This window comes from Sanguibacter sp. TS_SC_8 (assembly GCF_055361235.1).
On record NZ_CM143955.1, the window covers coordinates 3610830 to 3622547 of the forward strand.

At 70.5% G+C, this 11718-nt stretch carries 10 protein-coding genes and 1 tRNA gene; 3 read left to right on the forward strand and 8 right to left on the reverse strand.

What is annotated here, in order from left to right; translation table 11 throughout:
- The first annotated feature begins 37 nt into the window (after positions 1 to 37).
- Positions 38 to 1027 (forward strand): inositol 2-dehydrogenase, encoded by a 990-nt coding sequence (iolG, locus tag ACWA15_RS16255; protein ID WP_464056536.1) that lies wholly within the window; start codon positions 38 to 40, stop codon positions 1025 to 1027.
- Positions 1028 to 1091: 64 nt separating this feature from the next.
- Positions 1092 to 1952 (forward strand): TIM barrel protein, encoded by an 861-nt coding sequence (locus tag ACWA15_RS16260; protein ID WP_464056537.1) that lies wholly within the window; start codon positions 1092 to 1094, stop codon positions 1950 to 1952.
- Between the two features lie 37 nt (positions 1953 to 1989).
- Here ACWA15_RS16260 and ACWA15_RS16265 read toward each other — a convergent pair whose 3' ends face one another.
- The 8 genes from ACWA15_RS16265 to tmk form a co-directional block, all read right to left on the reverse strand.
- Positions 1990 to 3663, reverse strand: coding sequence for a hypothetical protein (locus ACWA15_RS16265; protein WP_464056538.1), 1674 nt, complete (start codon positions 3661 to 3663; stop codon positions 1990 to 1992).
- Between the two features lie 12 nt (positions 3664 to 3675).
- Positions 3676 to 4494 carry a carbohydrate ABC transporter permease gene (locus ACWA15_RS16270; protein ID WP_464056539.1) on the reverse strand — a complete coding sequence of 273 codons (819 nt, stop codon included), beginning with the start codon at positions 4492 to 4494 and terminating at the stop codon, positions 3676 to 3678.
- On the reverse strand, positions 4491 to 5426 hold the full coding sequence (locus tag ACWA15_RS16275) for a carbohydrate ABC transporter permease (protein ID WP_464056540.1): 936 nt from the start codon (positions 5424 to 5426) through the stop codon (positions 4491 to 4493). Before ACWA15_RS16275 ends, ACWA15_RS16270 begins: the two co-directional genes overlap by 4 nt.
- A gap of 109 nt (positions 5427 to 5535) precedes the next feature.
- Positions 5536 to 6840, reverse strand: a complete 1305-nt coding sequence (locus tag ACWA15_RS16280; protein WP_464056542.1) for an ABC transporter substrate-binding protein — start codon at positions 6838 to 6840, stop codon at positions 5536 to 5538.
- A gap of 351 nt (positions 6841 to 7191) precedes the next feature.
- Positions 7192 to 7267 (reverse strand) — tRNA-Thr (locus ACWA15_RS16285).
- Positions 7268 to 7375: 108 nt separating this feature from the next.
- Positions 7376 to 8899: an alpha/beta hydrolase gene (locus ACWA15_RS16290; RefSeq protein WP_464056543.1), complete on the reverse strand. Its 1524-nt coding sequence runs from the start codon at positions 8897 to 8899 to the stop codon at positions 7376 to 7378.
- Positions 8900 to 9143: 244 nt separating this feature from the next.
- Positions 9144 to 10280: a DNA polymerase III subunit delta' gene (locus tag ACWA15_RS16295; RefSeq protein ID WP_464056545.1), complete on the reverse strand. Its 1137-nt coding sequence runs from the start codon at positions 10278 to 10280 to the stop codon at positions 9144 to 9146.
- A 1-nt stretch (position 10281) separates the two neighbouring features.
- Positions 10282 to 10947 carry a dTMP kinase gene (gene tmk, locus ACWA15_RS16300; protein ID WP_464056547.1) on the reverse strand — a complete coding sequence of 222 codons (666 nt, stop codon included), beginning with the start codon at positions 10945 to 10947 and terminating at the stop codon, positions 10282 to 10284.
- Between the two features lie 80 nt (positions 10948 to 11027).
- Between tmk and ACWA15_RS16305 the strand changes: the two genes are divergently transcribed.
- Positions 11028 to 11693: an HAD-IA family hydrolase gene (locus ACWA15_RS16305; RefSeq protein ID WP_464056548.1), complete on the forward strand. Its 666-nt coding sequence runs from the start codon at positions 11028 to 11030 to the stop codon at positions 11691 to 11693.
- Positions 11694 to 11718: the final 25 nt, after the last annotated feature.

Below are 11718 nucleotides of genomic sequence, written 5' to 3' on the forward strand. Positions count from 1 at the left end.
CCCTCCCCGTCCCGACGTGAAGTCACTGGAGACCTCCATGCTGAGAATTGCCATCATCGGCGCCGGGCGCATCGGCGCCGTCCACGCCGCGTCCATCGCGCAGCGCCCCGACTGCGAGCTGGTGCTCGTGGCCGACCCTGACCTCGCGGCGGCCCACCGGTTGGCGGGCACCTCCGGAGCCCGCGCGAGCGCCGTCGTGGACGACGTCTTCGCGGACGACCGCGTGGACGCCGTCATCGTCGGCTCCCCCACCCGCTTCCACGTGGAGCAGATCATGGCGGCCGTCGCCGCGGGCCAGGCCGTGCTGGCCGAGAAGCCCGTGGACCTCGACCTCGCCCGGGTGGATGCCTGTGTCGAGGCCGTCGGCGACCAGGCGCACCGCGTCATGGTCGGCTTCAACCGGCGGTTCGACCCCGGTTTCGCCGAGATCCACGCCCGCGTGCGCGGCGGCGCGATCGGGCCCCTGGAGCAGCTCACCATCATCAGCCGCGACCCGGCGGCCCCGCCCGCCTCCTACGTGGCCGGGTCGGGCGGGATCTTCCGCGACATGACGATCCACGACCTCGACATGGCACGGTTCATGCTCGGGGACATCACCCACGTGCACGCCGTCGGGCAGCATCTCGACGCCGACATCGAGGCCGCCGGCGACTGGGACGCGGCGGTGCTCACCCTCACCGCGGCGAGCGGCGCCGTCGCGACGATCATCAACTCGCGGCACTGCGCGAGCGGGTACGACCAGCGCCTGGAGGCCTTCGGGCCGCTCGGGTCGTTCGAGGCGCTCAACCACACGGCCACGGCCGTGCGGTTCAACGACGCCGGGACGTCGGGGGCCAACGGGCGGTTCCTCGACTTCTTCCTCGAGCGCTACACCAAGGCCTACGCGGCCGAGCTGGAGCACTTCGTCACCTCGATCCGGGACGGCGTGGCCCCTAGCCCCTCGCTCGCGGACGGGCGCGAGGCGCTCGTCCTGGCCGACGCCGCCACCCTCTCGGCGAGCACCGGCCAGACGGTCCGCGTCGCCTGACCCCGCACGCATCCCCGCACGACTCTGCACGACCCCACGCACCCCCATCGAAGGAGCTAGTCACATGAACATCGCCGGAGCCCCCATCAGCTGGGGCGTGTGTGAGGTACCGGGGTGGGGCTTCCAGCTCGACCCTGACCGGGTCCTGCGCGAGATGGCCGACCTCGGCCTGACCGCGACCGAGTTCGGCCCCCAGGGCTGGTTGCCCCTCGCCCCCGCCGACCGCGCGGCCGCCATCGCGCCGTTCGGCCTCCAGGCGGTCGGCGCCTTCGTGCCGGTCCTCCTGCATGACCCGTCCCACGATCCCGCTCCCGCCGTCGAGCTCGAGCTGGACAGCTTCGAGGCCGCAGGCGGGGACGTGCTCGTCCTGGCTGCCGCCACGGGGACGGACGGCTACGACGCCCGCCCCACTCTCGATGCCGCCGGCTGGGCCACGCTGCTGGCCAACCTCGACCGGCTGCAGCAGGTCGCGGCCGCGCGGGGGATCCGCGCGACCCTCCACCCGCACGTGGGCACGATGGTCGAGACCGCCGACGACGTCGAGAAGGTCCTGCACGGCAGCACCATCCCGCTGTGCCTGGACACCGGCCACCTTCTCATCGGCGGGTGCGACCCGGCGCAGCTCGCCGACCGCTGGGCGTCGCGGATCAACCACGTCCACGCCAAGGACGTGCGCGCCGACCTGGCCGCCAAGGTCCGCTCCGGTGAGCTCACGTACACCGACGCGGTGCGCGCCGGGATCTACGTCCCGCTCGGTCAGGGCGACGTCGACCTGCCCCGCATCGTGCGCGCCCTCGAGGGGGTCGGCTTCGACGGCTGGTACGTGCTCGAGCAGGACACCATCCTGGCGGCGGCGCCCGACGGCGAGGGTCCCGCAGGCGACGTGCGCACCTCGATGGCGTACCTGCGGTCCCTGGCTGCCTGAGCGTCAGGGACCTCCGACGGGCAGACCGTCCGACGGGTCAGGCGGCCCGTCGGATGGTCAGCGCCGTCGTGCCCGGTGAGGTCCACGTGACGTAGAGACGCATCCCGCCGACGGCGTCCGTCCCGCCCAGGAACGTGTACGCCTCCCCCGGCCGGTAGGCCGCGGCGCTGACTCCGGTGCTCTCCGGACCGGGATCGGCGACCGTGCCGATGACCAGCGTGTCGGTTCCGCGCGTGAACGTCGCCTCGCCGCTGCGCAGGTGGAATCTCCCCGCGCCGAGCTCGACGGCGCCGGCCAGCTCACCACCGGCCGGCAAGGCCAGCTCGAGGACGTGGGCCGCCACCGTGCCGTCGGTCTCGACCGTGAGGGTGACACCGTCGTCGACAAGGTCCACGTCGATCGTCGTGCGCAGGTGCAGCAGGTCGACCGCGCGCTCGCTGAAGGCCATCGACGCCGCGAACCTGCCCTCGAACTCGAGGGCGTAGTCGCCCCCGGGGCGCCGGCGCTCGGCAGGGAGGGGCTGGTAGTAGCCGGCCGAGACCTCCTCGCGCAGCGTGACGCGGTCCCCGCGGCGGTCCATCGTGGTGGGGCGCACCGGCCCGAGGCCGAAGAAGTCGCGGGAGAGGCGCACGGAGTCCACGCCCACGTCTCCCAGCCCGAGCCGCAGGAAGGTCGGGTTGCAGGCCAGGCCGGAGGCCACCCGACCGGCGGCGGGGACGTCCGAGCCGGCGTAGACGGTGGTCCAGTCGCGGCCGCGCCAGCGACGCAGCAGGTGGAGGGACGCGAACGAGCGTTCACCGGCCTCCGGAGGAGACGCCGTGTGCCGGGCGGCCTCGAAGCCGTCGCGGACGTCGTCGTCGAGCATCGCGCGCACCACCGCGTCCACCGGGTCGACGCGGGCCGCGGCACCGGCGCGGGCGGTCGCCTGGCGGCAGCGCGGGCAGGCCGCGGCGAACCGGGCGAGCTGGGAGAGGAAAGGCCCGAGCGGGAACGGCTCCCCGGTCTGGTCCTGGCGGCGCGAGCAGATCGTCTCGACGGATCCGTCCGGGGAGGTGAGGTCGAGCTGGGCGTGCAGGTTGGTGTGGACGGTCCTGAGCAGGTCAGGCAGGTCCAGGACCTCGGACAGCGTGAGCAGCGACGGGTTCGTGACGTGCGCGGCGTAGTTGGGGCTCCGCTCGGAGTAGATGCCGTCGTCGTCGACGTCGATCCCCTCGCGCAGCCATTCGAGCGCACGATCGGTGGCGGCCACGTCCTTGAGCAGCGCACCGGCCTGGGCCAGCGTCCCCGCGATCTCCCAGCGGTGGTTGGGGGTGTGCACGCCGCCGGCCACCACGGCCGGCAGCGCTCGGCGCAGCACGCCCTCGAGCCGGTCGGCGAGGTCACCCGGCCACGGGTGGTCTCGCAGCAGCGCGAGGACGAGGCCGATGTCGGTGAGGGTGAACGCGGTGTCGGGCGGCGAGGCGAGGTTGTCGCTGGAGGAGAACAGGCCCGTCGGGTCCTGGAGCTCCTCGAGCTCGGCCAGCCACCCCGACGCCGCGGCGATGCGCTCAGGGGTGGGTGCGGCGTCGGCCACACCCACCACGACCGCGGCCTTGACCATGCTCATCACACCGCGGTGCCCGCGGCTGCGCTGCTCGGCGGCGGCGGGGTCACCCGGGTCGCCCAGCGCGGCGAGGTGGTCGCGAGCGGCATCTCTCAGGGTCGCCAGCACGGTGTCTCCTTCTCAGTCCTTGAGGCCGGAGTTGATGTCCGCGCTCATGATCTGCCGCTGGAAGACGATGAACAGCAAGATCATCGGGATCAACGAGATGACGGAGGCGGCCAGCAGCACGGACCAGTCGATGTTGTCGGCTCCCACGATGCTGCGCAGCGCCACCTGGAGCGTGTAGCGGTCCGGGTCGCGCAGGATGAGCAGCGGCCAGATGTAGTCGTTCCAGCGCCACTGGAAGGAGAAGATCGCCAGCACCACGGCGATCGGCTTGGCCAGCGGCGCCATGATGCGCCAGAACAGGCCGAACTCCCCGACGCCGTCGATCCGGGCCGCTTCCATGAGCTCGTTGGGGATGGTGGAGAAGTACTGCCGGAACATGAAGATCCCGGTCGCGGTGATGATCGAGGGCACGATGATGCCGGCCAGGGTGTCGTAGAGGCCGAGGTCGCGGACCACGGCGAACGAGGACGGCATGATGACCTCGGTGGGGAGCATCGTCGTGGCGAGGATGCAGATGAAGAAGACCCGCAGCCACCAGGCGTCGTACTTGGCGAGGGCGTAGCCGGTCACGCCACTGACCACCACGGTGAGGAAGGTCGTCACGACCGCTACGATCGAGGTGTTGAGGAAGTACTGGCGGAAGTCGAACCTGTCCCATGCCGTCTGGTAGCCCGACGTGGTCCACGTCTCGGGCAGGATGGAGAGCGGCAGGCTGAAGAGCTCCGAGCCGGGCTTGAACGAGCTCAGGACGAACCAGAGCACGGGGAACAGGTAGACCAGGGCGAGCAGCCACATCACGGCGGTGCTCGGGAAGGAACGGCCGAACTTCATGAGAGGTCTCGCTTCCGGTCGAACCTCATCTGGATGAGCGCGATGACCACGAGGATCACCATGAGCACCATCGACGCCGCGCTGGCATAGCCGATGTTGGCCCGCTCGAATCCCGTGCGGTAGATGTACTGGACGATGAACATGTTCTGGGTGCCTGGTCCGCCGTCGTTCAAGGCCTGGATCATGGCGAACTCCTTCATGGATCCGATCGTCGTCAAGAGGATCACCATGAAGGAGGTGGGGCCGATCAGGGGGAGCGTGATGCTGCGGAACTTCTGCCAGGACGACGCCCCGTCGATCGAGGCGGCCTCGAGGTAGGACTTGGGCACGTTCCGGATCGCCGCGATGAACAGCAGCATGTTGAAGGCCGTGCCACCCCAGGTGCCGACGACGAGGATGAGCACCAGCGCGAGCGTCGCGTTCGTCTGCCACCTCAACCCGTCAGCGCCGAAGAGCTCGATGACGTAGTTGACGATCCCGAAGTTCTCCCCGAACAGCCACCGCCAGATGACACCGGCCACGATGGGCGAGATGAGCCACGGGAGGAAGAAGATCACCCGAGCCGTCGACTTGCCCTTGGCCAGGGAGGACACCAGCAGCATCGCGATGCCGAGCGCGACCACGTAGTGCAGCGGCACGGCAAGGATCGTGTAGAGGAAGGTCCGGGTCATCGCGCCGTAGAAGGCCTCGTCCGCGAACAGCTTGGAGTAGTTCTCCGTGCCGACGAAGTTCATGTCGCCCACACCGCGGTAGTCGGTGAAGGAGTAGATGAGCCCGAGCGCCCCCGGCCAGACGAAGAAGGTCAGGAAGAGCACGAGCGCCACGGAGATGAAGGCGAGCGGGACGAGGGTCCGACCGCGGGGGACTCGGCGGCGAACCGGCCCTGGCGACGGCGCCTGGGTCGTGGCTATCGGCTGTGATAGTGCAGTCATCGCTGTCCTCAGTTCACGGAGGGGAGCAGGGAGCGAGCCGGTGCCGGCGTCGGTGCAGGCCCCCGCAGACGAAGGGCTGGCGCGTCACCAGACGCGCCAGCCCCGTCGACTACTTGCTCGTCGGGAGAGCGCCCAGCTGGTCGCTGAGCTGGTCGTTGATGTTCTGGAGCGTGGTGTCCACGTCCTGCTCACCGTTGAGGTACTTGACGACCTCGTCACGGACCGGGTCGCCCTCGGTGGTGACGCCCAGGATCTCGTAGGCCAGCTCGTTGGCCTTGATCTCGCCGACGATCGGGGGCGACGCCGCGATCTCCTCGTTGTAGAGCTCGTAGTCCTCAGCATTGGCGGAGTACTCCACCTCGAGGCCCTCGATCGCGGGCAGGAAGCCCGAGGTCTCGGCGAGCTCGGTGTAGTTCTCCGGCTCGTACAGCCACGTCACGAAGTCGACAGCTGCGTCTTCCTGGCCGGTGCCGTCGAAGACGACGATGCTGGCCGCGTTGCCATAGTTGGTGGCGCGGACCGGCTGCATGGGGAGCCGGACGGACGCCCACTCGAAGTCGGCGATGTTCGCCGTGAAGTCGGCGATTTGCCAGGACCCAGACATGTACGACACGACGTCGCCGCTCTTGAACAGAGCGTTCGGGTCGCCGTCGGCCAGCCAGACGGAGCGAGGCATGAACGTGTCGTCGTTGAGCGTGGAGAAGTACTCCAACGCTTCCTTGGTCTCGTCGTTGTTGGAGAACGTGCCGTCCGCGTCCGGCTGGAAGAACTCCGAGCCGAACTGGTAGAGGAACGCCTTGAGGCGGTGGCTGGAGCGGTCCATCACCATGCCGTAGGAGGTACCGGTCTTGGCCTGCACGTCCTTGACAGCGGCGACGTACTCGTCCCAGGTCCAGATGTCCTCCGCGCTGGTCGGGTAGGCGACCCCCGCCTCGTCGAACAGCGTCTTGTTGATGAAGAGACCGACCGCGGTGATGTCGGTGGGGACGGCCAGGACCTTGCCGTCGGCGTCCACCGCCGCGAGGTCCACCGCGATGTCGCTGCCCTCGGTCACGCTGGACAGGTCCACGGTGAGGTCCTTCCACACCGGGTCCACCGCGCCCACGCGAGCGAGCGCCGGCATGTCGTCGGCCTGCGCGGCGTTCTTGAGCTTGGTCGGAAGGTCGGAGTTCGCGATGTCGACGATCTCGACCGTCACGCCCGTCTCTTCCTTGTACTTCGCGGCCATGTGGGCGAAGCCGCCGCCCTGGTTGGCGTCACCGGAGAGGAAGAACTGAATCGTCTCCCCACCCGCGCCCGAGGACGAGTCGTCGTCGGTTCCGCCCGAGCTGCAGGCCGCCACGAGCGACAGCACCAGTCCCGCTGCACCAACGCTCAGCGCACCGTTGCGCCGAGTTCCGTGAGAACGCTTCATTGTGTCTCCTTCACGGGTCGCCTCAGCTGGGGGACCCCGTCGTCATGCGTCAGCCACTTCCCGTAAGCGGCTGCTCATAGGCTAGGCGAGCGTTTTCCCGGCGTCAACCTTTGTTAGGAGTACCGGACATATATACGACAAGCCGCGTGATCATTCGGTACTGATCTACCCGGATCTGGGACATCTCCGCCCGTTCGAGGGGTGAGCCGGAGACCGTTCTGGGGACCCCGGGTCCGGTGCGGGGCGACTGCTGGGCGGTGTCGGACTGGGGTTCACGGGACTCAGCACCCTGCGGCCCTGGAGGTGGCGAAACGACTGCAGGCCAGGCCCGTCGGGCCTGGCCTGCAGCGATGGAGCCGCCTAACAGAATCGAACTGTTGACCTTCTCATTACGAGTGAGACGCTCTACCGACTGAGCTAAGGCGGCGGGCTTCTCCTGTGTCCGGAGCGAGTCACTGACCCAGGTGAAGAACCGGCGCTAACTCTACAAGCGGAATCGCCCTACACCAAAATGGGCCGCGTCGAGCCGCACCGATCAGCACATCGGGTCCGACGCGGGCACCGTCCCGTCGACGAAGTAGTCGTCGACCGTGTCGAGGATGCAGGCGTTGGACCTGCCGTAGGCGGTGTGCCCCTCGCCCTCGTAGGTCACGAGGACGCCTGAGTCGAGCTGCTCGGTGAGCCCCTGGGCCCACACGTACGGGGTGGCCGGGTCGTTCGTCGTCCCGATCACCAGGATCGGCGGCGCTCCCTGGGCGGCCAGGTCGAAGTTCTGCTCCACCTGCGGGAACGGCCAGTTCTTGCAGCCGAGGCCGCCGTAGCCGAAGTAGCCACCCATCGTCGGCGCGGCCGCGAGGATCTCGGCCGCCTCGGCGTCCATCACCGCACGGTCGGTCTCTCCGCGGCCGTCGAGGCAGTTGATCGACCGGAACGCCTCACCCTGGTTGTCGGCGTAGGTTCCGTCCGGGTTGCGGGAGTTGTAGGAGTCGGCGCTGGCCAGCAGCGCGGTCCCGTCGCCGTTGACGGCGTCGGTGAGGGAGGCGGTGAGCGTGCTCCACAGCTCCGGTGCGTACAGCGGCTGTGCGATCCCGTAGAAGGCGAGCGTCTGGGTGAGCGGGCGCGCCGGGTCGTCGGTGGCCAACGGGTTCGCGAGGATCTGCTCGAAGAGCGCCTCGACCTGGCCCATGGCCTCGTCGACCGTCCCGGTCAGCGGGCACCCGCTGCCTTCGAGGCAGTCGGTGACATAGGCGCGCAGGGCGTTCTCGAAGCCGACCGCCTGCTGCAGGCTCTGCTCGTGGGAGGTCAGGCGCAGGTCGATCGCGCCGTCGAGCACCATCCGCCCGACCTTCTCGGGGAAGATCCCGGCGTAGGTCGCCCCGAGCTGGGTCCCGTAGGAGAAGCCGAGGTAGTTGAGCTGCGGGTCCCCGACCACCGCCCGGATGACGTCCATGTCCCGGGCGGCGCTCTGGGTGTCCACCTCACCCAGCACGTCGCCGGTCTGGGCCAGGCACGCCTCGCCGAAGGCGGTGGCGTCAGCCTCCATGGCAGCCAGGCCCGCGTCGTCGATCGTGTACGTCTTCGCGTCAGCGACGTCGCGCTCGGCGGCGGTCAGGCACGAGACCGGGCTGGACTCCCCGACACCGCGCGGGTCGAAGCCGAGGATGTCGTAGTTGTCGAGCAGCGCGGTGCCGAAGAAGAACGGCGTGTACTCGACGAAGCCCACTCCCGAGCCGCCCGGCCCGCCGGGGTTGATGAGGATGGTGCCCATCCGCGTCTCGTCGGCGAGGTGACGCTTGGCGCCGATCGTGATCGTGTCCCCGGCTGGCTCGTCCCAGTCGAGGGGGACCATGATGTCGGCGCACTCGAAGCTCGACCCGCACTCGGTCCAGTCGACCGTCTGGTCGTAGTAGGGCAACAGCTCGGCCGGGATCCCGTCGGCGCCGGGATCCGGCGCGGTCGTGGCGGTCCCGGGGTCGCTCGGGGTGACCCCGGTCTGGACCTTGGCCGCTGGTGCGGTGCAGCCGGCGAGCACCAGCACGGTTCCCGCCAGCACTGCCACGGTGCGGCCTCGACGGCTCGACGGCCGGTGAGGCGCGCTCCCGGTGGACGGCGAAGCCGCCAGGTCGGAGAGCGGCACGGAGTTTGCGGGCGCCGTCGAGGCGCTACGGGCGAAGGTCACGAGACAAACGTAACGAACCTAGAGGTCGGGTGTCACTCCCGGGTGGGGAGGTCCTGGAAAGAACCCGCACTCTAGACCCTGTCTGGGCCGTGTCCGGACACGTCCGGGCTGCTCTCAGCTGGTCTCAGCCCTGGGGGCGCAGCGCGATCGCCATCGCCTCGAGCGCCAGCACGGGCGAGACGTTCCCGCCGAGGCGGGTGCGAGCCACGCCGATCGCGTCCAACCGGCGGACCGTCTGCTCCGGGGTCGACTCCTCCGCGAGGGTGCGCACCGTCTCGTCGAGCTCGACGTTGACCAGCTCGACGCCGGCCTGCAGCTGGACCATGAGCACGTCGCGGTAGAGGGAGAGCAGGTCGATCATGGAGCGGTCGAGCACGTCCCGCTGGCGCCGGGTGGCCCGGCGCTTCTGGTCGTCCTCGAGCTGCTTGACCTGGGACCGCAGCGACGGCGGCAGCGTCTGGCCGGCCTCGGCCCCCAGCGAGCGCAGCAGGGCTGCCTTCTCGGTCGCGTCACGTTCCTCGGTCGCCGCCTTCGCCTCGGTCTGGGCGACCTCGACGAGCTCGCCGGCGGCGATCACGGCGTCGGGCACACCGCGGATGCGCCGGGCGATGGCGAGCACGGCCGAGCGCCGGTCCCGGGCGCCTGCGTCCCGGGCCAGGCGCCGCGCGAGGCCGATGTGCGACTGCGCCGCGCGCGCGCTGGTCAGCGCGGTCGCCGGGTCGACGCCGTCCCGGGAGATGAGCAGGGCCGCGACGTCCGCGACCGGGGGGATGCGCAGGCTCACGCCGCGGCAGCGGGACCGGATGGTGACCATGACGTCCTGGGGGCTCGGTGCGCAGAGCAGCCACACGGTCCGCGGCGGCGGTTCCTCTATCGCCTTGAGCAGCACGTTCGTGGTGCGCTCGGCCATGCGGTCGGCGTCCTCGATGAGGATGACCCGCCAGCGGCCCTGGGACGGGGTGCGGGAGGCGGACATGATGAGCGAGCGCACCTCGTCGATCGCGATCGTCACCTTCTCGGTGGCGACGACGGTGAGGTCGGCGTGGGTGCCGGCGAGCGTCGTCGTGCAGGCCTGGCAGTGGCCGCAGCCGCCCTGCTCGCACTGCAGCGCGGCGGCGAAGGCGCGCGCCGCGTTGGAGCGCCCGGACCCGGGCGGCCCGGTGAGCAGCCAGGCGTGGGTCATGGCCGCGGGGTCCGCGATCGCCCCGCGCAGCACCGCGACCGCGGTCTCCTGCCCGACGACGTCGTCCCAGACCGACATGTCAGCCGACCTGGGTGGTGCGGGGGGCGGGGCGTGGGGTGAGACCCAGGCGGGTGGTGACGGCGTCGCGGATCTGCGCGGCGATCGTCTCGATCGGTGCGCCGGCGTCGAGCACGACCCAGCGGCCCGGGTCCAGGGCGGCGCGGTCGAGGAAGGCCTGGCGGGTGCGCAGGTGGAACTCGTCGCCGGCGCGCTCCAACCGGTCCGGTGCCTCGGTGAGGCGCGCGGCGCCGAGCCGGGGGTCGAGGTCGAGCAGGATGGTGACCTGGGGCAGCAGCCCCTCGGTGGCCCACAGCGAGAGGTTCTCGACCTCGTCGATCGCCAGGGTCCGCCCACCGGCCTGGTACGCGATCGAGGAGTCGAGGTAGCGGTCGGTGATGACCACGTCCCCGCGGCTCAGCGCCGGGCGGATGACGGAGGCGACGTGATGGGCGCGGTCGGCGGCGTAGAGCAGCGCCTCGGTGCGCGGGTCCATGTGGTCCCCGTGCAGGACCGCCTGGCGCAGCACCAGCCCGAGCTCGGTCCCGCCGGGCTCCCGCGTCCAGACGACGTCACGACCGGTGACCTCTCGCAGCCACTCCCCCAGCAGGCGCGACTGGGTCGACTTGCCGACGCCGTCGCCGCCCTCGAAGGAGATGAAGACCCCTGACTGCTCCTGTGAACTCACGGGCCCAGCCTATCTGCGACCACTGACCTTCCGGTCGGGCGTCGTGACTCGCCCTCGGCGGGCGACGTAGGGTCGTGGGCATGCTCACTCCCGGCCTCGCCTTCGCCGACCGCACCTTCGACGCCATCCTCTTCGACATGGACGGGACGCTGATCAGCTCGATCGCCGCCGTGGACCGCGCGTGGGCGCAGTGGGCCGGCGAGCACGGTCTCGACGCCACGACGTTCCGGATCTCCCACGGGCGCCCGGCCCGTGACCTCGTCGAGGAGCTCGTGCCGCCCGCGCAGGTCGAGGCGTCCCTGGCCCGGATCAACGCCCTCGAGCTGGCCGACTCCGACGGCGTCCTCGCCCTTCCCGGGGCCGTGGCCCTGATGGCCGCTCTGCCCCAGGACCGGCACGCGGTTGTCACCTCGGCCACCCGCGACCTCGCCCTGACCCGCCTGGCCGCGGCTGGCCTGGTCATCCCGCCGGTCGTGGTGACCTCCGACGAGACCACCCTCGGCAAGCCGGACCCGGAGCCCTTCGTGCTCGGGGCTGCCTTGCTGGGCTTCGACCCGTCACGCTGCCTCGTCGTCGAGGACGCCCCGGCCGGCCTGGCCTCGGGGCGGGCCGCGGGGTGCGCGACGCTCGCCGTCGACGGGACCCACGACCTGGGAGAGCTCGACGCCGACGCTCACGCACCCGGACTCACCCGGGTGGCCGTCGCGCTCGAGGCCGACGGCACGCTCCGAGTCGTCGACCTCTAGGAACGAGAGTCGACTCCACCCTCCC